Below are 22,970 nucleotides of genomic sequence, written 5' to 3' on the forward strand. Positions count from 1 at the left end.
GAGGGGCAGATTGCGCCGGTCGGTGCAATTTGCAGCCAGCGTTGTGCAAAACGCAAATGCCAGTCTCATTCTGGGCTTGTTCAGGCCGGTTAAGCCGCACAGAGGGGCTATCGCTTCAGGGCGGGAGTGAGTGGCGTGGGCTTTGCATTAGCGGTAGCTGACCCGGAGCAGGATGCTTCGGGTGGCTGGGAGGCCCTATGAAACTTGGTGTGAACCAGATTGCCATGCTCTATTACGCCGGCGGCTTGCTCCTGATGAAGGGGATCTCCCTGCTGATGCTGCCGGTGCTGACCCATCAGCTGCTGCCTCGTGAATACGGCCAGCTGGAGGTGCTGCTGACCCTCATCAATCTGGGCTCCCTGATCCTTGGCTTCGGGCTGGTGGATGCCCTCTACCGCTTTGCCGGACTGGCGAAAGATGAGCAGGAGCGCCAGCAGGTGGTGGCCCGCATGTTTGGGCTGGTCTGGCTGATCGCCCTGGCCAGTCTGGTGCTGCTCTGGCTGCTGGCACCTCTGGTGCAAGCCTGGCTGCCGGTTGAAACCCGCCTTGCGGATGTGCGCTGGGTGCTCTGCGCCCTGCCGTTTGAAGGGGTGATCGGCGTGCCACTGGCATGGCTGCGGATGCGCAATCAGGCCCGGCTCTTTTTCGTGGCGACCGCAGGCAAGGCGGTGATCCAGTCCCTGCTGACTGGCTGGTGGCTCTGGCTCGGCTGGGGCGTGAGCGGGGTGCTGGCCTCCGGCACCCTGACCTGCGTTGCACTGGCGTTGCTGCTGAGCCTCTGGCAGTGGCGAGATAGCGGGATCCGCTTTGACTGGCAGCACTATCGGCCGCTGCTGCGCTATGGATTGCCCCTGGTGGTGAGCGGGCTGGCAGGCTTTGCCCTGAGCGGACTGGATCGCTGGCTGCTGGCCGATGTGGTGGGTGAGGCGCTGCTTGCCTACTACGCGGTGGCGGGCAAGCTGGCGCTGGCTGTGGGACTTCTGCTGCAACCCTTTGCCCTCTGGTGGTATCCCCGCCGTTTCATGCTGCTGCGCGAACCGGATGGACTGCGACTCAATGCTCACTACAGCGTGATGGGGTCGGTACTGGGGTTTGTCACCGCGGGGATTGTCGGGCTCACTGCCCCCTTGCTCATTCGCTGGCTGACCCCGGAGAGCTATCACGGGGCGATTGCCTATATTCCGCTGCTGGTGCTGGGCATGGCGGTGCGCAATGTTTCGGACTTGCTCAATGTCGGCTGCTTTAGCGGCGAGAAGAGCAATGCCCAGATGGTGATCAATCTGGGCTGCAGCGCCCTTGGGGTCGCAGGCTTTCTGCTCGCCATCCCCCCCTTCGGGGTCGCCGGGGTGATCTGGACTCTGCTGCTGGTCTATCTGGTACGGGCGCTGGCCTTTTATCTGGTGAGCCAGCGGTTGCTGCCACTGCCGTATCGCCTCTCCACCCTCTGGGCCAGTTCCCTCGGGGCGCTGGCGATGGTCTGGCTCGGCCAATGGTGGGCAGGATCATGGCTCGTCTAACGCCGGCCATCTGGGCAAGCACCATCTGTCTGGTGCTGGCTCTGCTCTGGTGGCGGCTTCCCCATCCCTTGCTGTTGCCGGTGCTCGGCCTTGCCATTCCCGCCATCTGGTTTGCCCTGCGCTGGCCCTTCTTGATGGTGCTGGGGTTTGTCACCTTCTCCTTCTTTCGATTGCATGAGGTGTTCCCCCAGCTCTATCCCCTCAAGATCCCGCTGCTCTTCTCGCTGGCCGCCATCGGCGCACTGGTCTGGCACATTTTGCTGACCGGCCGGATCAAGCCCTACTGGAGTCCAGCACTGAGCTGGCTGACGGCCTTCTTTGTGATGGTCTCCATCGGTGTGCTGTTTGCCAGCAACCGGGGCGAGGCGATCGCCACCTGGACCGGCAGCTACAGCAAGATCTATCTGATGACCCTGGCCACCGCCTGGCTGGTGCGCACCCCGGGGGATTTTGCGCTGGCGGTGCGCACCTTTGTTGTGGCGGGCTGTCTGGTGGCGCTGGTGGCCCTCTACAACAAGGCGAGCGGGATCGGGCTGGTGGAGGGCACCCGGGTGACCATAGGGCGCGAGCTGGGCTCTGTGCTGGGGGATCCCAACGATCTGGCGCTGGTGCTGCTCTTTCCTGCCGGCTTTTCACTGAGCTTGCTGCTCAATCAGGGTAATGGGGTGGGGGGGCGTTTACTGGGGGGGCTCGGCTTTGCGCTGACTGCGGCCGCCATTATCGCCACCCAGAGCCGCGGTGGTCTGCTGGGTATCTGCGCCGTTGGTGGCCTGTTTGCCTGGCAGCGGGTGAAGTCGAAAACCCTGTTGATCTCGCTGGGGATGGTCGCGCTGCTGGTGCTGTTTGCCGCCGCCGGGATCAGCGACCGGGCGTCTGGCGGCGCCGCCGAGAGCGGGGTCGATGCCTCGGCCATGGGGCGGATCTACGCCTGGCAAGCGGCCTGGGGCATGGCGCTGGGCCATCCGCTGGTGGGGGTGGGCTTGTCCAATTTCTATTACAACTACTTCTTCTACAGCCCCCATTGGGACGGGCTCAATCATGCGGTGCACTCCACCTGGTTCGGGGTGCTGGCTGAAACCGGTTTTGTCGGGCTGGCGCTGTTTATCGGCATGGTGACGGTGATCCTGCGCAGTGGCTGGCGTTGCCAGCTTGCTGGCATGCCTCCTGCAGTGATCACGGCGATGCAGGGGGTGATGGCCAGCATGGTGGGGTTTGTGATTTCGGGCTCCTTCCTGACCCAAGGGTTTACCTGGCCCATCTATCTGGAGTTGGCGCTGGCCGTCGCCGCCATCAAGTACGTGCAGCATGCGGCCACAGAGGTAAAGGCCACCGCTGAGGATCATCAGGAGGCAACCCGGTTGCCGGCAGTGCCACCAACGGGAGCAAGAGGATGAACGCAACCCCTGTTTTGCTGGTTCACTACGGAGAGGACTGGATCCGCGGCAGCGAACGCTGCCTGCTGGATCTGTTGGCCCACCTCGATCGCAGCCGGTTTACGCCCCTGCTCTGGTGCAATAGTCCGACGCTGGCGGCAGAGGCGGCCACCCTCGGGGTAGAAACCATGGTCGAGCCGTTCAGCCTGCTGCTGGGATGGCAGGCGCCCCGTTTTGATCTTGCAGCCCATCGGCGCCTCTCCGGGCGAGCCAGAGAGCTCATCACCGAGCGGCAGATTGGGCTGGTGCACGCCAACAGCGCGGCCCCTTGTCAGTGGCTGGCGGGGGTCTGTCGGGCGTTGCAGGTACCGCTGGTGTGCCACCTCCATGCCCGTTACCAGCCAAGAGACAGGTTCAGCCTGCGGGTTCATCAGGCAAGCGTGCTGATCGGGGTGAGCGAGCCGGTGTTGACCGGTTGGCGCCAGGATGGCTGCGTGGCCGATCGGTTGATCCGGGTACCCAACGGGGTCGATGCTGCTCGCCTGAATGACGGTGCTCACTGGCCGGTCGTCGGCATGCTGGGCTTGCGCCCGGGGGATATGATCATCGCAACCGTCGGCTCATTGATCAAACGCAAGGGGATTGATCTGCTGATCCGCTCGCTGGCTGCCCTGATGGCATCGGGGGAGGAGGCTCAGTTGCTGATCATTGGCAGCGGCCCGGAGCGGGAAGCATTGATGGCGTTGGCTGTCGAGCTCGGGGTGGCCGAGCGTGTCCACTTTCTCGGCGAGCGGCCGGACAGTGCCGCTATCTTGCGAGGCGGGGTGGATCTGCTGGTCTCCGGAGCCCGTGAGGAGGTGTTTGGTCTGACGTTGGCGGAGGCGGGCATGTTGGGGCTCCCGGTCAGTGCCTATCGGGTGGGCGGCATCCCCGAAGTAGTGGAGGAGGGGGTGACCGGCTTGCTGGCAACCCCGGGGGATTGGGCCGAGATGGCTGATCACTGGCGGCAATTGAGCAATCCGCAGCGCCGATGTGAAATGGGGCGGGCCGCTCAGTTGCGTGCCGCACAGTTGTTCACGGTGGCGCGCTATGTCGACGGGGTCACGGCGGTGTGGGACGCCGCGCTGGCTGGTCGTTGGCACGCCACGGCCCCCACACCCTTCCGACCACTCATGCATTGGGCGGGGCAACGCCTCCTTGCCAGAGGTCGCAATATGCTGGCGAGTGGGATGGCAAGAGTGGCGCAAAAAGTGCAGTTGGGGTTTGGCCGCCGCAAGGTACCAGAGTAAGGGAGCAGCAAGATGAGCATGCAAACTGAGCCGGTGTTCGGAAAGGTCATCGTTGTGGATCCCATCCCGTTTCGCGGGGGCTCAAAGGTTGCGACCGAAGTGCTGCTCGATGAGTTGGCCAAACGGATGCCCGGGCTCACATGCCATGTGCTGACCCAGGATCCCGACTCCTGGCCCCGTTGTCAGCATCATCCCCTTTGGTTGCCCCACATATTGAAGGGGCGTGAGTCCGGCATCGGCTATCTGCTCAAACAGGGGTGGCAGACCCTGCTCATCCTCTGGCTGGTGTTGCGCTTGGGGGAGGTGAAGTGCCTGGTGGCGGCGTCCGGGCCGGGAGTGGATCTCTGCTGTTACTGGGCGGCCCGCTGGTTGCGGTGCCGGGTGGTTCAGCTGATCCATGGCCCTGTGGGGGGCTCGGGGCTCTCTGCTAGAGCTTTGCAACGGGCGAGTTTTGTGTTTTATCTCGAATCAACCCGCAGCTCCCTGGCGGCATTGCTGGCCCGGCTTGGCGAGACCGAGTTCCCGTCACACTGGCAGCCATTTACCAACGGCTTGAGTGAGATTGATTGGCCCAAAGCGACCCTGGGTGGTCCCCGCATTTTGTGGGCGGCTTCGTTGCTGCGCTGGAAGGGGCTGGAGACCATGCTGGCCGCCCATCAAATGATCCCTGATGTTCGCCCCGAGCTGATGGTGTGCTATCTGCAGCCCAAGGGCACGCTGCAACCCTGCAGCCAGCCTCAGCCACAGCTGCCAGACACGCACTGGTATGCCAACCCCGCCAATCTTGACGAGATCCGATCTCAATGCGGCATTTTTGTCTCCACTAGTCATCAGGAACCCTTTGGTCTCTCCATTCTGGAGGCCATGGCGGCAGGATTATGTGTAGTGATCCCGGCCGATGGCGCCTGGTGGGACCGACACCTTACGGATGACGTGAATTGCCGTAAATATCAGCCAAACGATCCCGGCGATCTGGCGCGGGTGCTGGTCAGCCTCAATGCCATGCCCGACGTGGTCAAGCGACTTGGCCATCATGCCCGCCTGCATGCCATGGTCCATTACAACGCGGCGGATACCTACCAAAGCACACTGGATCAGTGGGAAGGTATGTTGCGATGGGATGCGTTGAGCCTTGCCGTGCATGGTTAGCGCACAGTGGTTCCCCGTGGGGAGGATGGGGGTGTATGAGGGACTTATGGGCAGACTGGTTGCGGAAGGCTGGGTGACTCCGCCACTCTGATGCAGTTACGGCCGGATGATTTGGCGGTGTAGAGTGCAGTATCAGCCAGTTTGACCAGTTCAGACGGCTGCCAGTGACTCGATGGTCTGAGGCAGGCAACACCCATGCTAACGGTCACCAGACCGGTGGCATTTTGTGCGTGTGGCTGCGCGAGTGCAAAAATCAGCCGCTGGATATGTTGGGCAATTTCATAGGCGGATTGACGCTCGACATGTGGCAACAGGATGACAAATTCCTCTCCGCCGTAGCGAGCCACCAACTCCCCCGAGCGGCGCCCGGATTGCGCCAGGGTATGGGCCAGCAATCGAAGGCACTCGTCACCGGCAACGTGGCCATAGAGGTCGTTGAACTGCTTGAAATGATCGATGTCGAGCATGATGAGCGCAATCGGCATCTCTGTCTGAATACAGCGCTCCCAGGCCTGGTTCAATGAGTTGTCGAACAGACGACGGTTGCCAATGTTGGTGAGCCCGTCGGTATTGCTGAGCGCTTCCAGTTTCCGGTTCGCTTCCGCCAGCTCTTTGGTTCTGAGCTCGATAATGAGCTCCAGCTCATGTTGGCGCTCCTCCAGACTGGTCATCGGATAGATTTCGTTCTCGCGAGCCAGACCGTAAGGGATGGAGATACTGCTGTGAGCAATTTTCCACGCCATGGCTTCGTGTCGAAAAATCAATACCAGCCTGGCGGTTCTGCGGGAGAGGATAGGTTCTGATTTCGGTAGATGGATATGGAAGAAGGCGGTGACCGCCACAACATCCGCGGCCAGATCTTGCAGGGTTACATCGAGTGTTTCCAGGCGGATCCTGTCCGGGATCTGGGCAAAATCGCGGCGGGTTATCCGTATCCACTCATCCCTATCGGTAACCAGAACATCACTGCTGCCGGCAAAACCGCTGAAATTGTCGCTAAACCGCGTGGTGAGCCGATCATCCCGTGATGAATACAGCTCGATGTACTCATCAAACAGTGAGCGGATCAACGGTTCCCGTTCAGTGGTCATTGCGCTGGGCCCATGTGAAGTGGTCACGTTTTTCAAACGTTCGATTGAACTATAGTCAATTATGTCATTTTAATTGGCTATCTATCTTGATTTTTCTCGTTTTTTTGTTCGATTACCGTTATTGGCAAGTGTCCGTAGGGCCAGCCAGAAACAAGGCTCTATAGCGTTGTTATCAGAGGCATTCAGGGGGGAGGCATTCTCTCTGCAACTGCTGCGGGCTGCATTTCACGAGGTGATCAGGGCTGTCAACGAGTTCGAGTTCGATCAGGCAAGGTAGTGGCTGGAGCCACTGCTCGGCTGATGATTAACACGCTTATCGTTTGTCATGTTTATCGTCATCCAAACTCATTTTTTGGGGTTGCCATTGAACAAGAATAATTATCATCTATATCGATGGGAATGGATATTTACGCTCTGGTTAATTACGCAGGGTGACGTGAAGGTAAATAGTGTGAAGGTGGGCGGTAACATCTGTAACCGGATGAGCGAATGCATCGCGAGTTAAATATGATGTCTATGTTGCAGACAGTCTTCCACCTTGCCTTTTCTCTTACCATTAATTTGAATGCAGATTCACGATGATGCGTAAACATATCCGTGATTGCGATATTTTACTCACCAGCATCCAAGACAAAAAAGAGTGGGGGGGAGCGTATTGATATGCATACCTCGGCGGCATCTTTTCATTAAGCGGTGTTAAACGGCAGGGAGGCCAAGCGGGGTTGTGCTGTGTGGGTTAGCAGAAGCAATCATCGCCGTCCAGTGCAGGCTAAATGCAAACTGAAACCAAGCGACAGCAGGTAAATCGTGCCGTGCAGGCCGTGCTTGCTACCGGTGGTAGCTGGCCGTGAGACCGTTTTGGTGTGGAGAGGCAAGTCAGGAGGTTGTCCCGTGGATGACTGTATGGAATATGCAATGGAATGAGTAAAGATATATTCAATGGATCATTTATGGGTGGGCATCAGTATTGTGAAATGAGCGGTATAGCCAATATTTCAATCATGTTAATTTGGCTCGCGGTGAAAGAGAGGATATGCGGTGATTAATTATTTAATATCCAATTAAGTTCATAAAATTTACGGGGTTGCTAAATATCTCTTTGGGGGTAATTAATTTCATTTGTGATGTGGCTCGCTATGAAAATAGGGGTAAGCCGGTCGAAATTGATAGAGATCAATACTGCAGGGTGGGTGAGTCCTTAGCATTTCCGCTATTAAGCATTTATCAAACAAGTGCTCACTACGGGAATAAGAAGAATGGTCGAGGATAATTTTTTATCGGCTCATGGGATTAATCGCCGTGATTTTATGAAATTGTGTGCCGGGATGGCCGCAACCCTGGGATTAAGTCAGCATGCCGTCGCCAAGATGGCCACTGCGCTCACCAGCCCCGAACGGCCGCCGGTGATCTGGATTGGGGCGCAGGAGTGCACCGGTTGTACCGAATCGCTGCTGCGCGCCACGCACCCCACCATCGAGAACCTGATCCTCAACACCATTTCGCTGGAGTACCACGAGGTGCTCTCGGCGGCCTTTGGTCATCAGGCGGAAGAGAACAAGCACAACGCCATCAAGCGTTATAAAGGCAAGTATGTGCTGGTGGTGGATGGCTCCATTCCGCTCAAGGATGGCGGCGTCTACTGCATGGTGGCCGGTGAGCCTATCGTCGACCATATTCGCCGTGCTGCCGCCGACGCGGCTGCGGTGATCGCCATCGGCTCCTGCGCCGCCTGGGGCGGTGTGCCTGCCAGCGGTGGCAATCCGACCGGTGCCGTCAGTCTCGAAGAGGCCCTCGGCAATATCGGCACTCCCATCATCAATATCCCGGGTTGCCCGCCCAATCCCCACAACTTCCTCACCACGGTTGCCTACTACATCACCTACGGCAAGCTGCCTGCGCTCGATGCCAAGAAGCGTCCGCTGTTTGCCTATGAACGGCTGATCCACGAGAACTGCGAGCGCCGTCCGCACTTCGATGCAGGGCGTTTTGCCAAGGAGTTTGGCGATGAGGGCCACCGGCAGGGCTGGTGTCTCTACCATCTGGGCTGCAAGGGGCCGGAGACCTACGGCAACTGTTCAACTCTGGAGTTCTGCGATGTGGGCGGCGGCATCTGGCCGGTCGGCATCGGTCACCCCTGTTATGGCTGCAACGAGCAGGGGGTTGGTTTTAGCAAGGGGATCTTCCAGCTTGCCAAGGTCGAGAACCCGACTCCGCGGGTGGATAAACCCGATGTGAAAATTCAGGAGGGGGGCTATACCTCGCCCACCGCGACCGGCCTTATCGGTGGCGCCCTCGGGGTGTTGGTGGGGGTGAGTCTGATGACGGTGCGTGAACTCGGTCGCCAGCAGAAGCGCCACGAAGCCGGGCAGCACCCATCACGGGAGGAGTAACCGTGAACAGACGCAACTTCCTCAAATTCGCCTCCGTCGGTGCGCTGGCGGCGGGCACAGCCGTACCCGGCACCGCACTGGCGGCGGCCAAGAACAAGCCGCCCATTCCCGGCGCGCTCGGCATGTTGTATGACTCCACCCTCTGCGTCGGCTGTCAGGCCTGTGTGGCGGAGTGTCAGCGCCTCAACGGCAACCCGGCCAATCCAGCCGGGGCGCAAACCTGGTCCAACAACGACAAGCTGACCCCCTACACCAACAACATCATTCAGGTGTGGAAGAGCGGCACTGGCGAGCACAAGGATCAGCTTGTGGATGGCTACGCCTACATCAAGAAGCAGTGCATGCACTGTGTCGATCCCAACTGCGTCTCTGTCTGCCCGGTGCAGGCTCTTAAAAAAGATCCCAAGACCGGCATCGTTCACTACGACCCGAGCGTCTGCACCGGCTGTCGCTACTGCATGGTGGGCTGCCCGTTCGATGTACCCAAATATGACTATGACAACCCGCTGGGGGCGATCCACAAGTGCGAGCTCTGCAACCAGAAGGGGCTTGAACGGATCGATCAAGGCAAATTGCCCGGCTGCGTCGAGGTGTGCCCCACCGGTGCCGTGATCTTCGGCACCCGCGAGGAGCTGATGGCCGAGGCCAAGCGTCGTCTGCTGGCGACTCCGGGCAGCGAATATGCCTATCCGCGCCAGACCCTCTCTGCCAACGACCCTTACCTGCACGAAGTGCCCAACTACCAGCCTTACGTCTATGGCGAGAAGGAGGGGGGCGGCACCCAGGTGCTGGTGCTGGCCGGGGTGCCCTACACCAAGCTCGACATGCCCGACTTGCCGGAGCTCTCCTCCGGTGCCCGCTCCGAGCATATCCAGCACACCCTCTACAAGGGGATGGTGCTGCCCATGGTGGTGCTGACCGGCCTTTCGGTGCTCATTCGCCGCAACACCAAGAATGGTCACGATCACCATCACGATGATGGCCATGATCAGGGGAGTGCGCAGATCAAGGATCAGGGCACCACAAAGGGAGGCATGGATCATGAGTAATCACAAGGCACATCCCCTCGGCGGCAAGCTGGTCAGCTGGCCTGTGCTGGTGCTGGCCCCCTTTGCCGTGCTGTGCGGCATGTTGATCTTGAAACGCCTCGTCTTCGGGCTGGGCTCGGTCACCGATCTGAATGGCGGCTACCCCTGGGGGCTCTGGATCTCGTTCGATCTCTTGATCGGTACCGGTTTCGCCTGCGGCGGCTGGGCACTGGCCTGGGCTGTCTATGTGTTCAACCGGGGCGAGTACCACCCGCTGGTGCGACCGGCGCTGTTGGCAAGCCTGTTTGGCTACTCGCTCGGTGGCCTCTCCATCACCATCGACGTGGGCCGTTACTGGAACCTGCCGTACTTCTACCTGCCCGGTCACTTCAACACCTCCTCGGTGCTGTTCGAGACGGCGGTCTGCATGACCATCTATATCGGGGTTATGGCGCTGGAGTTCGCTCCCGTGCTGCTGGAGAAGTTCGGTTGGAAGGCGTCACTCATTCGCCTCAACAAGATCATGTTCTTCGTGCTGGCGCTGGGGGCTCTGTTGCCCACCATGCACCAATCCTCCATGGGCTCGTTGATGATCGTGGCGGGGGAGAAGATCCATCCGCTCTGGCAAAGCTACGAGTTGCTGCCGGTCTTTTCGCTGCTGACCGCCTTCATCATGGGCTTCTCCATCGTGGTATTTGAGGGCTCTTTGGTGCAGGCGGGACTGGCGGGGCGGGGCCCCAATGAGAAGTCGCTCTTCTACAAGCTGACCCAGGTGATCGATATCTTCCTGATCCTGTTTGTGGCGCTGCGCTTTGCCGAGATCGTCATCCACGACAAGTCGGAGTATCTCTCCGAGTTCAATCGCTTCTCTATCATGTTCTGGAGCGAGATTGCGCTGATGATCTTCCCGCTGCTGGTGTTCCACTGGGACAAGAGCCGCCGGGATTCGCGCATGTTGTTCCTGGGGGCCCTCAGCATGCTGCTGGGCGCCGCCCTCTGGCGACTGGATTACTCCCTGCTCGCCTTCAACCCCGGCAACGGCTACCACTACTTCCCCTCCGCGGAGGAGGTACTGATCTCTCTGGGCTTCGTTGCCATCGAGGTGTGTGCCTATTTGCTGTTGATCCGGCTGCTGCCGGTACTGCCATCACTTGAACGTGTTCACCAAGATTATCAGGCCCGAGGGAAAGCCAACGTATGAGCCAACGTATCACCATAGACCCCATCACCCGCATTGAGGGGCACCTGCGTATCGACTGCGAAATCGAAGGCGGAAAAGTGACCAAAGCCTGGTCGTCCGGCACCATGTGGCGCGGGATGGAGGAGATCGTCAAGGGCAACGACCCGCGCGATGCCTGGATGATAGTGCAGCGCATCTGCGGGGTATGTACCTCCATTCACGCCATCGCCTCAGTGCGGGCGGTGGAGAACGCCATCGGTGCCAAGGTGCCGGTCAACGCCCAGTTTATCCGCAACCTCATCATCGCGGCCCACAACATCCACGATCACATCGTCCACTTCTACCAGCTCTCCGCGCTGGACTGGGTGGATATCACCGCGGCCCTTGAGGCCAATCCGCAAAAAGCGGCGGACATGCTCAAGGGGGTATCAACCTGGTCCCTCAACAGTGCCGATGAACTGACCAAGGTGCAGGACAAGATCCGCGCGTTGGTGGCGAGCGGCCAGCTTGGCATCTTTGCCAACGGTTACTGGGGTCACAAGGAGATGAAGCTGAGCCCGGAGGTAAACCTCATCGCCGTGGCCCACTACCTGCAGGCGCTGGAGTGCCAGCGCGATGCCAACCGCATTGTCGCCATCCTCGGTGGCAAGAGCCCGCACATCCAGAATCTGGCGGTGGGCGGCGTGGCCAACCCCATCAATCTGGATGCACCGAGCGTGCTCAACCTGGAGCGCTTGCTCTATGTGAAGAGCTTTATCGACCGGCTTGGCGAGTTTATCGAGCAGGTCTACAAGGTGGATGCCGCCATCATCGCTGCCCACTACCCTGAGTGGCTGAACCTGGGGCAGGGGGCCAAGCACTACCTGAGCGTGCCGGAGCTGCCCACCGACGCCAACGGTGGCAGCTTCCTGATGCCGGGCGGCTATATCGAGAATGGCAATCTGGCGGGTTATCGCCCCATCGAGAGTCATCAGGATGCCTGGCTGATGGATGGCATTGCCGAGAGCAACAAGCACGCCTGGTACAAGGATGACGAGCCGCTCAAGCCGTGGGAGGGCAAGACCGAGCCGAACTACACCGGTTGGCAGGATGACGGCAAATACTCTTGGGTCAAATCCCCCACCTTCTACGGCAAGGTGGTGGAGGTGGGGCCGCTCGCAGACCTCTTGGTGAAGCTTGCCGCCAAACACCCGGAGACGGTGGCGCACTTCGACCAGCTGAACGGCATCTACAAGGCGCTCACCGGTTCGGCCATCAAGACTGAACAGCTGCACTCCACCATGGGCCGCATCATCGGTCGCGCGGTGCGCTGCTGTGTGCTCAAAGACACCCTGTCACATCAGTGGAAGGCGCTGGTGGACAACATCGGCAAGGGGGACACCACCGCCTACATCAAGGCGGAGATCCCGGCGGATAAAGAGTTTCGCGGGGTGGGCTTTGAAGAGGCGCCGCGTGGCATGCTCTCCCACTGGATCGTCATCAAGGATGGCAAGATCGAGAACTATCAGGCGGTGGTGCCATCGACCTGGAACTCGGGCCCGCGTAACTTCAACGACGAACCCGGCCCCTACGAGCAGGCGCTGGTGGGCACCCCGGTAGCCGATCCGGCCAAGCCGCTGGAAGTGGTGCGCACCGTTCACTCGTTCGACCCCTGCATGTCCTGCGCGGTGCATGTGGTGGATACCCAAAATGGTGAAACGACTCAGGTAAAGGTGTTGTGATGAACATCCTGATCCTGGGCGTGGGCAACCTGCTCTTGAGTGACGAGGCCGTCGGCGTGCGCATCGTTGAGGGGCTGGGGCGCGAATACCGTTTCGCCCCCGGTATCGAGCTGCTCGATGGCGGTACCGCCGGCATGGAGTTGCTCGAAGCGATGGCCAGTCGCGATCACATCATTCTGGTGGATGCGGTGCGCAGCGGTAATCCGCCGGGCACAGTGGTGACCCTGAAAGATGAGGAGATCCCGACCCTGTTTGGCCGCAAGATCTCCCCCCATCAGCTGGGGCTGGCGGATGTGCTCTCGGCGCTGCATATGACGGGGGAGTCGCCCAAGCGGCTCACCCTGATCGGGGTCGAGCCCGAATCCCTCGAACCGCGCATCGGCCTCACCCCTGAGGTGGCGGCTGCCATGGGGGAGGCGACGGATCGGATTTTGACCCTGCTGGCCAGTGTCGGTGCCCCCGCCATCCCGCTCTCTGAGCAGGAGAAAGCTGAACAAGCGCGGGAGGGCCTATGGCGCAGTCCCATTTAAGCGAGGTTGATAGAGTGCTGGAGAGAGTACCGGAGACGGCACAGGAGTTTGTCGGTTTTGCCAGCGATCCCGCGCCTCTGCTGGTAGCCCAGTACGAGCGGATCGCTCGCGAAGAGATGCAGGCGTTGCCCTTCTATCACGCCAGCATGCCCATCGTTGCGGAGTGCGTGTTGTTTGAAGACCAGTGGCTCGGCTGCGTGCTCACCCCCTGGATGCTGAGCGTGGTGGTGCTGCCGGGGCCGGATCAGCTTTGGCCGATTCGCAGCAGCAGCGATCGGCTCGCCCTGCAGCTCCCCTGCGGCAACATGACCTTTATGGTGGGTGAATTGCCCGAAAGTGGTCAGTTGCTGGCCTGCTCCCTGATGTCGCCGCTCGATCCCCATCTCGGGGCCGGGGAGGGGCGCGCACTGGTGGGCAGTACCCTCAAGATGCTGCTCTCCTTGCCGGTGCAGCAAGGGGCTGGCGGCGTGGATCTGGGTCGCAGACGGCTATTCGGTGCCCGGCGCGGTCAACCGGTATAGTCGCTAGGTTTCACGCGAAATCAAGTTTAGAATAGGGGGCCATTTTGGCCCCTCACTCCCATGTTCAGACACGCATTCCGCCTCTTTTTTGAGTGATGATCCGTGAGTGGTACAAAACAAGAAGGATCCCCATGACTGTTTCTCGCAATTCCCTTCGCCATTACGCCAGATCCAGCGCTACCGCCCTGTTGACCCTGCTGCTGGGCACCGCTTCTCACGCGGCGCTGGCCGCTGCCCAACCTGTGCCTGCCGAGCTCAAGCTCGCCATCGGCAGTGAGCCCACCGAAGGGTTTGACCCTCTGCTTGGCTGGAGTCACGGCAGCTACCTGCTGCTGCACAGCCCGCTGCTCAAACAGATTGCTGGCGATAGTGCCGATCTCGGCTGGCAGAATGTGCTCACCCAATCGGTGACCCCGAGCAAGGATGGCAAAGGATGGCTCATTACCCTCAAGCCTGACCTGAAATTCTCCAACGGCGCGCCGCTCACCGCCGAGGATGTGGCCTTTACCTACAACAGCGCAGCCAAGGGCGGCGGCAAGATCGACATGGGCAACTTTGTCTCGGCCAAGGTGCTCTCACCCACCGAGGTGGCCATCACTCTTAGCGCCCCTCAGAGCACCTTCGTCAACGTGCTGGGATCCTTGGGGATAGTGTCGAAGCGGGATTACGATGCAAAAGCATATGCCCAAAAGCCGGTCGGTGCCGGCCCTTACCGGTTGGTGAGCTTCCTGCCCGGTCAACAGCTGGTGGTGGAGGCGAACCCCTATTACGCCGGTGGCAACAATGACTTCAAACGGCTGGTCTTTGTCTTTATCGATGAAGAGAGCGCCTATGCCGCCGCCCAGAGCAGCCAGCTCGATGTGGTGCGCATTGCCCCGTCACTGGCGCCCACCGTGCCTGCTTCCCTCAAGCTCTGGGTGCGGCCGAGCGTGGAGAACCGCGGCATCGTCTTCCCCATTCCGCCTGCTGGCGGCAAGGATGCCAAGGGTTATCCCATCGGCAACGACGTGACCTCTGACGTGGCGGTGCGCCGCGCCATCAACTACGCCATCGACCGCAAGCTGCTGGCCGACCAGCTGCTGGAAGGGCACGCCATCCCCGCCTACAGTGCGGTAGAAGGCCTGCCTTGGCTAAACAAAGCCACCGCCTTCAAGGATGGAGATGTCGCCCATGCCAACGCCCTGCTCGATGAGGCGGGCTGGAAGATGGGCAGTGACGGCATTCGCCACAAGGGCGACCTGCGCGCCGCCTTTACCCTCTGGTACACCAGTGGTGACAGCACCCGCCGGGATCTGGCGGAAGCGGTGCGGGCCATGCTGGGGCCCATCGGTCTTGAGGTGAGCCTCAAGTCCGGCAGCTGGGAGCAGGTGGAGCGGGAGATGCACGCCAATCCGGTGCTGATGGGGTGGGGGAGTCTGGATCCCATGGAGCTCTATCACCACTACCAGAGCGGCTCCGGTGGCGTGGAGTTCTACAACCCGGGCTACTACAGCAACCCTGTGGTGGATGGCCACCTCAAGCAGGCGCTGGATGCCCCGAACTGGCAGGCGGCCGTGCCGTTCTGGCAGCAGGTGGAGTGGGATGGCAAGACCGGCGCCGGAGTGCAGGGAGATGCCGCCTGGGCCTGGCTGCTCAATGTGCAGCACACCTATCTCGCCAACCGCTGCATCGACCTTGGCAAGGGAGCGCCGGAAATCCACGGTAGCTGGTCCCTGCTCAACAACCTGCAAGATTGGCGGTGGACGTGCCGTTAAGTTCGTCCACGTTGATTAGCACAAGTCTGAAAGCCCTGCTGCGTCTGGCAGGGCTGCTCTGTCTGGTCTCGGTCGCCACCTTTGTGCTGCTGAGCTACTCCCCCATCGACCCCATCAAGGCCTATATTGGCAACGATCTGCTCCATGTGCCGCCAGAGCAGTACGCCCGCATCGCCGCCCGTTGGGGGCTGGATCAGCCGCTCTGGCTGCGCTACTGGCACTGGTTTACCCAGGTGCTGCGGGGGGATCTCGGCTACTCCATGCTCTACAACGCACCTGTGGGTGAGGTCATTGGCCAGCGTTTTGCTGCCTCCTTCCTGCTGCTGGCGGGTGCCTGGCTGCTCTCCGGCTTTTTCGGGATTTTGCTGGGCCTCTGTGCTGGTCGCTATCTCAACCGCTGGCCCGATCGCCTGATCTGTCGCTTTGCCTACCTGCTCGCCTCCTTGCCCACCTTCTGGGTCGGCCTGTTGCTGCTCGCCCTGTTTGCGGTGCATTGGCCACTACTGCCAGTTTGCTGCGCCTGGACGCCGGGCCTCTCCGCCGAGGAGGTGGACTGGGCCATGCGGCTGCGTCATCTGCTGCTGCCGGTCACCACGCTCGCCCTGCTCGGGCTGGGCAATATTGCCCTGCATACCCGGGGGCGGGTGGCCGAGGTGCTGGAGAGCGACTTTATCCGCTACGCCCGCGCTCAGGGGGATGGCGGCTGGCCCATGCTGCGTTTTCATGTGCTGCGCCACGCCCTGACCCCGGCGCTCTGCCTGCAGTTTGCCTCCCTTGGCGAGCTGATTGGCGGATCGCTCTTGGCCGAGAAGGTCTTCTCCTATCCGGGGCTCGGCCAGGCCACCGTGGATGCGGGGCTGCGGGGGGATATCCCCTTGCTGATGGGCATAGTGCTTTTTTGTACCCTGCTGGTCTTTATTGGCAACACGGTGGCCAGTTTGCTGCTGACGCGCATCAATCGGGGTTGGGAGGGCGAGCATGCTGTTTAATCCGTTTCCCTCCATACTGCGCCTCGCTGTAGCCCTGCTCGGATTGGCGCTGCTGGCCACTTACGGCTGGAGCCTCTCTCATCAGGATGTGCCGATGGATCTGCTGGCGCGCCAGCAGCCTCCCTCGCTGACCCACTGGTTCGGCACCGATCAGATGGGGCGGGATCTCTGGTTGCGCGCCTTTCAGGGCACCCTCACCAGTCTGGAGCTCGGCATCAGCACGGCTCTCTGCAGTGGCCTGCTGGCCATGGTGGCGGCAAGCGTATCGCTCGTTCACCCCAGATGTGATGCGGCGGTGCGAATGGTGATCGACGCCATGCTGGCGCTGCCCCATATGCTGCTCTTGATCCTTATCTGCTTTACCGTGGGGGGCGGCATGCGCGGGGTGATCCTGGCGGTGGCGCTCACCCACTGGCCCAAGTTGGCGCTGATCCTTTGCGCAGAAGCGCGGCGGATCGCCTGCAGCGACTACGTAGTGCTGGCCCGCTGTCAGGGGATGGGGGCGCTGCGTCGCTGGCGTACCCACCTGCTGCCGGGGCTGCTGCCCCAGTGGTTTATCGGGACTTTGCTGATGTTTCCCCATGCGGTGCTGCACAGCGCGGCCTTGAGCTTTCTAGGCTTTGGTCTGGCGGCCCACGAGGCCTCGCTGGGCCTGCTGCTGGCCGATGCCCTGCGTTATCTGGCCGGTGGCGGCTGGTGGCTGGCCCTCTTCCCGGGACTGATGTTGCTGCTGCTGGTGTTGCTGTTTGATCAGGCTACCCGCGCCTTGCAACAGCTGCTGTGGCACAGGAGTGAACCATGCTGAGTTTTGATCAGGTGACCATAGAGGCGGCCCACTACTCCTGGCTGGGGCGGCGCAGCTGGCTGCCATTGCTGACCGATATCAGCCTGCAACTGGCGCCGGGGGAGATAGTGGCACTGGTGGGGGGGAGCGGCGAGGGCAAGAGCCTGTTGCTGCAAAGCGCCCTGACATTGCTGCCGGACAATCTGCGCATGCGCGGCAGCATCTCCCTCGATGGCACACCTCTGTGCGATGCCAGCCGCGCCCGTCTGCGCGGTCACACTCTCTGCTATGTGCCACAGGGAGTAAGCGCCCTCAATCCATTGCTGACGGTGGAGCGCCAGCTGGGGCGTGCGGCACGTCTCTGCGGCCAGAGCGGTTCTCGCAAGCGGCTCGGCGAGCAGCTGCTGCGCTACCAGCTGCCTGCTGCCACTCTGGATCGCTATCCGCGCCAGCTCTCCGGTGGCATGGCCAAGCGCATTCTGGCCTGTACTGCGGCGCTCGGCGGTGCTCGCTACATTCTGGCAGACGAGATCACCGCCTGGCTCGACGAGGGGCTGGCCTGTCTGCTGCTCGGCCAGTTGCGTGAATTGGCCAATCAGGGCAACGGTATCCTCTGGGTGACCCACGATCTGGCGCTGGCGGCTCGCTTTGCCGATCGCATTGTGGCGCTGCATCAGGGGCAGGTGAGCGATACCTTGAGCTGCCACCATCTGCGCCAGGGGCAGGGGAGCGAGATGCTCCGCGCCCACTGGCAGGCGCTGCCCGAGTTCAATGCGCTCTTCTCTGTGCCGGAGGTCTCCTGATGTTGGAAGTACGAAATCTCACCATCGCCCAGGGGGAACGCCCCCTCTGGCAGGGGTTATCGCTGACGGTGAAAGCGGGGGAGCGGCTCGGTATCTCTGCCCCCAGCGGCCATGGTAAGACCACGCTGGGGCGGGTATTGGCCGGTTGGCAACCGGTTGGGGCTGGCGGGCAGATCCTGCTGGATGGGCAGCCAGTACCTGAACAGGTAAAAGGTTATAACCCCATCCAGCTGGTGCCCCAGCATCCGGAACTGACCTTCAATCCCTATCGCACCACAGGGCAGGCGCTCTGGGATGTATGGCGCCCCGATGACGCCATGCTGGCCCGCTTTATGGTCAAGCCTGAATGGCTTGGTCGTAAACCCGGTCAACTCTCCGGTGGCGAGCTGGCCCGCATCGCGCTGTTGCGCGCCCTCGATCCTCGCACTCGTCTGCTGGTTGCCGACGAGGTGACCGCCCAGCTGGATCCGCAAATACAGCGTCAGCTCTGGCGGGAGTTGATGGTTGAATGCGAGCAGCGCGGGCTTGGCATGGTGATCTTCAGTCACCAGCAGGCATTATTACGCCAGATCTGCCATCGGGTGCTGCGCTTTGGGGAGGTGCAGCCCGTGACTGGTGTATTGGCTGAAAATGCGGCCTGATAGTTAGTTCCCCCTCATCCCCAGCCCTTCTCCCGCAAGGGGAGAAGGGAGCAGAAGGTGCCATCTCACCACGCTCGGGGTTTAGGGTTTGGAAAATCTCGGGGTTTAAGAATATGGCTGGTTGTTATGCTCGAAGCGCCCCCTGAGGCGTTTGAGGGAGTCGTATAGTTGCAGCATGCTGCCGGCATCCACAAACCGGTTCCCTCTCCCTGGGGAGAGGGCCAGGGTGAGGGGACGCTGGCTACTCCAAACAGATAGCACGGCCGACAAGGTTCATAGATAAAAGAGAGGGAGGCATCAGCCTCCCTCTCTTGTTTTCTACCGTTATCAGCAGCGTTTAACTGGTTCAGGCACTGGCCAGCCAGTTGAGCCAGGCATCCATTCCTTCGCCTGTAGTTGCGCTGACCTGGATCACCTGAATATAGGGGTTGACCCGTTTGGCGTTCTCGATGCAGCGGGCCACGTCAAAGCTGACGTAGGGCAGCAGATCGATCTTGTTGATCACCATCAGCTGGGCGGCGGCGAACATATCCGGATATTTCAGCGGCTTCTCTTCCCCCTCGGTGACGGAGAGGATCGCCACCTTGTACTTCTCGCCGAGATCGAAGCTGGCGGGGCAGACCAGATTGCCCACGTTCTCGATAAAGAGGATGCCCCCTTGATTGGCGGGCAGCTGGTGGCATGCATCGTGAACCATTTTGGCATCCAGATGGCAGCCCTTGCCGGTGTTGATCTGCACGGCAGGGACGCCAGTAGCACGAATGCGATCCGCATCGGCGCTGGTCTGCTGATCCCCTTCGATCACCGCGCAGGGGCGCTTGTCGGCCAGCTGGCGCAGGGTTTCGCACAGCAAAGTGGTTTTGCCTGACCCCGGGCTAGAGACCAGATTGAGCACCAGCTGGGCCGCTTCGTCGAAGTGTTCGCGGTTGTGGGCGGCCAATGCATTGTTTTTGGCCAGCACATCCATCTCGATGGCGATCAGCTGGCGCTGACCCATGCCGGGCACCGACAATCCCGCTTCCCCTTTGCCATAGTGCAGATCACCCTGCTGATGGTCATGGTCATGGTCATGGTCATGGTCATGGCTGTGATCATGGGAATGGCCGTGGTCATGAGAGTGGGCATGATCATGATGATGGTCGTGGGGGTGATCATGATGGTGCTCATGGGGGTGATCATGACCCTCGTGGCTTATGGGAGCCCGCACCCCGTGGTAGTGGTGATGGACATCCCCCTGATGGTGATAGTGGTGGTGAATGATCAGGGTGCGCGGCGCACTCTGCTCGTGGTCATGATGGTGATGGGCGTCATGGGCATGATGATGGTCGTGCTCATGACCATGTTCATGGTGATGTTCATGTTCGTGATGATGCTCATGATCGTGCTCATGGCCGGCGATCCGCGCCTGGCCGCATCCGCATACGCTACACATATCAACTTACCTCGATGTCGGTGATGCGCAGGCTATCACCCTGCGCGACTCGTAATTTGTATCCGCCACACTCGGGACAGGCCTGCCCGCGTTCGGTGAGGGTGACCGTCTGGTTGCAGTCATAACACCAGGCCTCTGCCGCCTGGTGTTGAAAGTGCAGTTGGGCCCCCTCGACGGCGGTGCCCTTGGCGGCCGCCTCGAAACAGAAGGCAATGGTGTCCGGGTCGACGCAGGAGAAGCTGCCGACCTCGAGCCAGAGGGCGGTCACCCTGGTAAAGCCCCGCTGGGTGGCCTGTTCGGCCGCCAGATCGATGGCGGCCATGGCCAGAGACATTTCGTGCATGGTGGCTCCTTAACCGATATGGGGAGGAGCAGTGACTCCTCCCTGTAATTGACGAAACGGCATGGCCGCTCAACAGATCCGCGGCAGCAGCTCCCCTTGCGGTAGCTCCAGATAGCGGCGGCTGCCCCAGGGGTTGTTGAGGATCACCTTGTGGCGATCGCTCGCCTGCACCACACCGATCTGGCTTGCCGCGGGGTTGAATTGCCGCAAGATGCCCAGTGCGTCCTGTGCCTGTTCGGCAGGCAGGGCCAGCACCATGGTTCCCTCGTTGGCGAGATCATGGGGCTCGAAACCGTAGAGTTCGCACAGGCCGCGCACCGGATCGCACACCGGAATGGCGGACTCCTCCAGTTCGATGGCAACACCGGAGGCGCTGCTCCACTCGTTGAGCACGGCGGCAAGGCCACCGCGGGTGGCGTCGCGCAGGGCGTGAGGGGTAATCCCCGCTTTTAGCAGTGCTTCTACCTGCGGCCAGAGGGTGGTGCAGTCGCTCTTGAGATCGGAGCCCAGTTGCAGGGCGTCACGGGCCATCAGGATGCAGGCGCCGTGGCTGCCGATATCCCGCGACACCAGAATGGCGTCACCGGCCTTGAGGTTTCGCACCGATATGCCCCGGCTCTGCTCAGGCAGCGGGAAGGTGCCGACCCCGCTGGTGTTGATAAAGATCTTGTCGGCTGCCCCCTTGGGCACCACCTTGGTGTCGCCGCAGACGATGTGGGCACCGCTCTTGGCCAGCTCTGAGGCCATCGACTCGACGATGCGGGCCAGATCGGCGTAGGGGAACCCCTCCTCGATGATAAAGCTGGCGCTCAGATACTCGGGCTTGGCCCCCATCATGGCGAGATCGTTGACCGTGCCGGCGATAGCCAGTTTGCCGATATTGCCCCCCTCGAAGAAGAGCGGCGAGACGGTAAAGCTGTCGGTGGTGAAGGCGACGGGGCCCTCTACCGGCAACAGGGCGGCATCTTCACCGCGCAGCAGGATCTCGTTACCAAAGTGGCGAAAGAAGAGCTGGTTGATCAGCTGGTTCATCTCTACACCGCCGCCACCGTGGCTAAGTTGGATTTCTCTCATCGTTCCTGGATCCCCATATATCGGTAGTAGGCATTGCAGGCCCCCTCGGAGCTGACCATGCAGCTGCCCATGGGCTGGGTCGGGGTGCAGCCCCGGCCAAAGACTTTGCACTGGTTAGGCTTGGCAAGGCCGCGCAGGATATCGGCGCACTGGCACGCCTTGTGGTCATCGATGGGGGTCTGATTGAGCGCGAAGTGACGCTCCGCATCGCGCTTGGCAAAGGCATCGCGCAGGCGCAGGGCCGAGGCGTTGATATCCCCCAGACCCCGCCAGCGAAAGTGCTCGCGGGTCTCGAAAAAGCGCTCGACCAGCCGCTGGGCGGCTTTATTGCCGCTGGCGGTGACGGCGCGGCTGTATTGCACCTCCAGCGCGTAGCGACCCTCCACCTTCTGGCGCACCATCATCAAGAGCGCCTCCATCACATCCACCGGCTCGAAGCCGCTCACCACCACAGGTACCTGATAGCGTTCGACGATGGGCAGGTAGATATCGGCGCCGGTGATGACGCTGACGTGAGAGGGGCCGATAAAGGCGTTCACCTTGGCCACCCCGTCGGCCATCACCGCATGAATGGCGGGGGGCACCAGCACATGGTTGATATGAAACAGCAGGTTCTCAATCCCCTCAGCTTCAGCCGCAGCCAGCAAGGCGGCGGTCATGGGGGTGGAGGTCTCGAAACCGATGGCGAAGAAGACCACGGTTTTCTCAGGGTTCTCACGGGCGATACGCAGGGCATCGAGGGGGTCATAGACCGGGCGGATATCGCTCCCCTTGGCGCGCTGCTGGGCCAGCGTGCCTTTGGAGCCCGGCACCCGGATCATGTCCCCCAGGGTGACCAGAATGACATTCGGTTGACTCGCCAGCTCGATGGCCTGATCGATGCGCTCTTTGGGCATGATGCAGACCGGGCAGCCGGGGCCGTGAACGAACTCGATGCTGGCTGGCAGCAGCTGGTGCAGGCTGTACTTCATGATGGTGTGGGTATGGCCGCCACACACCTCCATCACCCGCAGCGGCTCGGGCAAATCCTTGGCCAGTTCTGTAATTTGGGCGGCGAGGGCACGGATCACCTCGGGCTGGCGAAAGCCCTGAAAGAGATCATTCAAGGTCAGCATGGCAAGATATCCTGTTTGGGCATCAGGGCCACCATCTGGCGGAAGCTCTCGAGGCTGGCCTGAGCCTCTTCCTGGTCAATCTTGCTCATCACAAAGCCGATATGGAGCAGCACATAGTCGCCAATGTTGAGAGGCTCTTCGAGCAGCATGCAGCTGACGCGCCGCTGCACTCCCAGGGTGTCGACGGTGACGCAGCTATCTTCGGGGTGCAGCTGCACCACCTGAGAGGGGATGGATAGACACATG

General features: G+C 61.0%; 22 protein-coding genes. 16 read left to right on the top strand and 6 right to left on the bottom strand.

Translation table 11 applies throughout. The annotated features are described in order from the left end of the window. Positions 1-197 precede the first annotated feature (197 nt). Genes ACB042_RS03270 through ACB042_RS03285 form a run of 4 tightly spaced genes read left to right on the top strand, consistent with a single transcriptional unit; the run spans position 198 to position 5,328 of the window. Positions 198-1,517, top strand: coding sequence for a lipopolysaccharide biosynthesis protein (locus tag ACB042_RS03270; RefSeq protein ID WP_042080505.1), 1,320 nt, complete (start codon positions 198-200; stop codon positions 1,515-1,517). Then, positions 1,505-2,911, top strand: coding sequence for an O-antigen ligase family protein (locus ACB042_RS03275; RefSeq protein ID WP_323935207.1), 1,407 nt, complete (start codon positions 1,505-1,507; stop codon positions 2,909-2,911). The genes ACB042_RS03270 and ACB042_RS03275 overlap by 13 nt, the downstream gene beginning before the upstream one ends. Continuing rightward, positions 2,908-4,179, top strand: coding sequence for a glycosyltransferase family 4 protein (locus ACB042_RS03280; protein WP_150389202.1), 1,272 nt, complete (start codon positions 2,908-2,910; stop codon positions 4,177-4,179). Before ACB042_RS03275 ends, ACB042_RS03280 begins: the two co-directional genes overlap by 4 nt. Positions 4,180-4,191: 12 nt before the next feature. After that, positions 4,192-5,328, top strand: coding sequence for a glycosyltransferase family 4 protein (locus ACB042_RS03285; protein ID WP_323935208.1), 1,137 nt, complete (start codon positions 4,192-4,194; stop codon positions 5,326-5,328). 44 nt (positions 5,329-5,372) lie between these two features. On the opposite strand, the gene ACB042_RS03290 is transcribed toward ACB042_RS03285, so the two are convergent. Beyond that, complete coding sequence (locus ACB042_RS03290; protein WP_371177771.1) at positions 5,373-6,419, bottom strand: diguanylate cyclase domain-containing protein; 1,047 nt, start codon at positions 6,417-6,419, stop codon at positions 5,373-5,375. A 1,256-nt stretch (positions 6,420-7,675) separates the two neighbouring features. On the opposite strand from ACB042_RS03290, the gene hybO reads away from it, so the two are divergent. The 11 genes from hybO (at position 7,676) to ACB042_RS03345 (ending at position 18,760) form a co-directional block, all read left to right on the top strand. Further along, the gene (gene hybO / locus ACB042_RS03295; protein WP_371177772.1) at positions 7,676-8,809 is read left to right on the top strand and encodes a hydrogenase 2 small subunit; all 1,134 of its coding nucleotides are present in this window, start codon (positions 7,676-7,678) and stop codon (positions 8,807-8,809) included. A 2-nt stretch (positions 8,810-8,811) separates the two neighbouring features. After that, complete coding sequence (hybA, locus tag ACB042_RS03300) at positions 8,812-9,858, top strand: hydrogenase 2 operon protein HybA (RefSeq protein WP_371177773.1); 1,047 nt, start codon at positions 8,812-8,814, stop codon at positions 9,856-9,858. Next, positions 9,851-11,038, top strand: a complete 1,188-nt coding sequence (hybB, locus tag ACB042_RS03305) for a Ni/Fe-hydrogenase cytochrome b subunit (RefSeq protein ID WP_005351459.1) — start codon at positions 9,851-9,853, stop codon at positions 11,036-11,038. Before hybA ends, hybB begins: the two co-directional genes overlap by 8 nt. After that, the gene (gene hybC, locus ACB042_RS03310; RefSeq protein WP_371177774.1) at positions 11,035-12,738 is read left to right on the top strand and encodes a hydrogenase 2 large subunit; all 1,704 of its coding nucleotides are present in this window, start codon (positions 11,035-11,037) and stop codon (positions 12,736-12,738) included. The genes hybB and hybC overlap by 4 nt, the downstream gene beginning before the upstream one ends. Continuing rightward, positions 12,738-13,268 carry a HyaD/HybD family hydrogenase maturation endopeptidase gene (locus ACB042_RS03315; protein ID WP_101531152.1) on the top strand — a complete coding sequence of 177 codons (531 nt, stop codon included), beginning with the start codon at positions 12,738-12,740 and terminating at the stop codon, positions 13,266-13,268. Before hybC ends, ACB042_RS03315 begins: the two co-directional genes overlap by 1 nt. After that, a complete protein-coding gene (gene hybE / locus ACB042_RS03320; protein WP_204418840.1) occupies positions 13,250-13,789 on the top strand; it encodes a hydrogenase-2 assembly chaperone in 540 nt (179 codons plus the stop codon). The genes ACB042_RS03315 and hybE overlap by 19 nt, the downstream gene beginning before the upstream one ends. Before the next feature lie 131 nt (positions 13,790-13,920). After that, positions 13,921-15,543: an ABC transporter substrate-binding protein gene (locus tag ACB042_RS03325; protein ID WP_371177775.1), complete on the top strand. Its 1,623-nt coding sequence runs from the start codon at positions 13,921-13,923 to the stop codon at positions 15,541-15,543. Further along, a complete protein-coding gene (locus ACB042_RS03330) occupies positions 15,528-16,532 on the top strand; it encodes an ABC transporter permease (protein WP_371177776.1) in 1,005 nt (334 codons plus the stop codon). The genes ACB042_RS03325 and ACB042_RS03330 overlap by 16 nt, the downstream gene beginning before the upstream one ends. After that, positions 16,522-17,337 (top strand): ABC transporter permease, encoded by an 816-nt coding sequence (locus ACB042_RS03335; RefSeq protein ID WP_371177777.1) that lies wholly within the window; start codon positions 16,522-16,524, stop codon positions 17,335-17,337. Before ACB042_RS03330 ends, ACB042_RS03335 begins: the two co-directional genes overlap by 11 nt. Beyond that, on the top strand, positions 17,331-18,119 hold the full coding sequence (locus tag ACB042_RS03340) for an ATP-binding cassette domain-containing protein (RefSeq protein WP_371177778.1): 789 nt from the start codon (positions 17,331-17,333) through the stop codon (positions 18,117-18,119). The genes ACB042_RS03335 and ACB042_RS03340 overlap by 7 nt, the downstream gene beginning before the upstream one ends. Then, a complete protein-coding gene (locus tag ACB042_RS03345; protein WP_371166682.1) occupies positions 18,119-18,760 on the top strand; it encodes an ATP-binding cassette domain-containing protein in 642 nt (213 codons plus the stop codon). The genes ACB042_RS03340 and ACB042_RS03345 overlap by 1 nt, the downstream gene beginning before the upstream one ends. A gap of 346 nt (positions 18,761-19,106) precedes the next feature. Here the strand turns inward: ACB042_RS03345 and hypB are convergent, their stop codons facing one another. Next, positions 19,107-19,955 carry a hydrogenase nickel incorporation protein HypB gene (gene hypB / locus ACB042_RS03350; protein WP_371177831.1) on the bottom strand — a complete coding sequence of 283 codons (849 nt, stop codon included), beginning with the start codon at positions 19,953-19,955 and terminating at the stop codon, positions 19,107-19,109. Here hypB and ACB042_RS03355 point away from each other — a divergent pair. Continuing rightward, the gene (locus tag ACB042_RS03355; protein ID WP_230599208.1) at positions 19,836-20,216 is read left to right on the top strand and encodes a hypothetical protein; all 381 of its coding nucleotides are present in this window, start codon (positions 19,836-19,838) and stop codon (positions 20,214-20,216) included. The genes hypB and ACB042_RS03355 overlap by 120 nt on opposite strands. Here the strand turns inward: ACB042_RS03355 and hypA are convergent. From hypA to ACB042_RS03375, 4 genes are all read right to left on the bottom strand, one after another. Beyond that, complete coding sequence (gene hypA, locus ACB042_RS03360; RefSeq protein ID WP_045526958.1) at positions 20,194-20,535, bottom strand: hydrogenase maturation nickel metallochaperone HypA; 342 nt, start codon at positions 20,533-20,535, stop codon at positions 20,194-20,196. The genes ACB042_RS03355 and hypA overlap by 23 nt on opposite strands. 69 nt (positions 20,536-20,604) lie before the next feature. Beyond that, positions 20,605-21,609 carry a hydrogenase expression/formation protein HypE gene (gene hypE / locus ACB042_RS03365; RefSeq protein WP_371177779.1) on the bottom strand — a complete coding sequence of 335 codons (1,005 nt, stop codon included), beginning with the start codon at positions 21,607-21,609 and terminating at the stop codon, positions 20,605-20,607. Further along, positions 21,606-22,724, bottom strand: coding sequence for a hydrogenase formation protein HypD (gene hypD / locus ACB042_RS03370; RefSeq protein ID WP_371177780.1), 1,119 nt, complete (start codon positions 22,722-22,724; stop codon positions 21,606-21,608). Before hypD ends, hypE begins: the two co-directional genes overlap by 4 nt. Continuing rightward, positions 22,718-22,969, bottom strand: a complete 252-nt coding sequence (locus tag ACB042_RS03375) for a HypC/HybG/HupF family hydrogenase formation chaperone (RefSeq protein WP_371177781.1) — start codon at positions 22,967-22,969, stop codon at positions 22,718-22,720. Before ACB042_RS03375 ends, hypD begins: the two co-directional genes overlap by 7 nt. Position 22,970 lies beyond the last annotated feature (1 nt).

The sequence above is a fragment of the Aeromonas sp. S13(2024) genome (assembly GCF_041402405.1).
In the GTDB taxonomy this organism is placed as follows: Bacteria; Pseudomonadota; Gammaproteobacteria; order Enterobacterales; family Aeromonadaceae; genus Aeromonas; species Aeromonas veronii.

Bases quoted from the DNA above. Each gene is read 5' to 3' on its own strand.
- hypD (WP_371177780.1), bottom strand. From the start codon at position 22,724: ATGCTGACCTTGAATGATCTCTTTCAGGGCTTTCGCCAGCCCGAGGTG.
- ACB042_RS03280 (WP_150389202.1), top strand. From the start codon at position 2,908: ATGAACGCAACCCCTGTTTTGCTGGTTCACTACGGAGAGGACTGGATC.
- ACB042_RS03270 (WP_042080505.1), top strand. From the start codon at position 198: ATGAAACTTGGTGTGAACCAGATTGCCATGCTCTATTACGCCGGCGGC.
- hypA (WP_045526958.1), bottom strand. From the start codon at position 20,535: ATGCACGAAATGTCTCTGGCCATGGCCGCCATCGATCTGGCGGCCGAA.
- ACB042_RS03340 (WP_371177778.1), top strand. From the start codon at position 17,331: ATGCTGAGTTTTGATCAGGTGACCATAGAGGCGGCCCACTACTCCTGG.
- ACB042_RS03345 (WP_371166682.1), top strand. From the start codon at position 18,119: ATGTTGGAAGTACGAAATCTCACCATCGCCCAGGGGGAACGCCCCCTC.
- hybO (WP_371177772.1), top strand. From the start codon at position 7,676: ATGGTCGAGGATAATTTTTTATCGGCTCATGGGATTAATCGCCGTGAT.
- hybE (WP_204418840.1), top strand. From the start codon at position 13,250: ATGGCGCAGTCCCATTTAAGCGAGGTTGATAGAGTGCTGGAGAGAGTA.
- ACB042_RS03355 (WP_230599208.1), top strand. From the start codon at position 19,836: ATGGTCATGGCTGTGATCATGGGAATGGCCGTGGTCATGAGAGTGGGC.
- ACB042_RS03375 (WP_371177781.1), bottom strand. From the start codon at position 22,969: ATGTGTCTATCCATCCCCTCTCAGGTGGTGCAGCTGCACCCCGAAGAT.
- hybC (WP_371177774.1), top strand. From the start codon at position 11,035: ATGAGCCAACGTATCACCATAGACCCCATCACCCGCATTGAGGGGCAC.
- hybB (WP_005351459.1), top strand. From the start codon at position 9,851: ATGAGTAATCACAAGGCACATCCCCTCGGCGGCAAGCTGGTCAGCTGG.
- ACB042_RS03335 (WP_371177777.1), top strand. From the start codon at position 16,522: ATGCTGTTTAATCCGTTTCCCTCCATACTGCGCCTCGCTGTAGCCCTG.
- ACB042_RS03285 (WP_323935208.1), top strand. From the start codon at position 4,192: ATGAGCATGCAAACTGAGCCGGTGTTCGGAAAGGTCATCGTTGTGGAT.
- ACB042_RS03325 (WP_371177775.1), top strand. From the start codon at position 13,921: ATGACTGTTTCTCGCAATTCCCTTCGCCATTACGCCAGATCCAGCGCT.
- ACB042_RS03290 (WP_371177771.1), bottom strand. From the start codon at position 6,419: ATGACCACTGAACGGGAACCGTTGATCCGCTCACTGTTTGATGAGTAC.
- ACB042_RS03275 (WP_323935207.1), top strand. From the start codon at position 1,505: ATGGCTCGTCTAACGCCGGCCATCTGGGCAAGCACCATCTGTCTGGTG.
- hypE (WP_371177779.1), bottom strand. From the start codon at position 21,609: ATGAGAGAAATCCAACTTAGCCACGGTGGCGGCGGTGTAGAGATGAAC.
- ACB042_RS03315 (WP_101531152.1), top strand. From the start codon at position 12,738: ATGAACATCCTGATCCTGGGCGTGGGCAACCTGCTCTTGAGTGACGAG.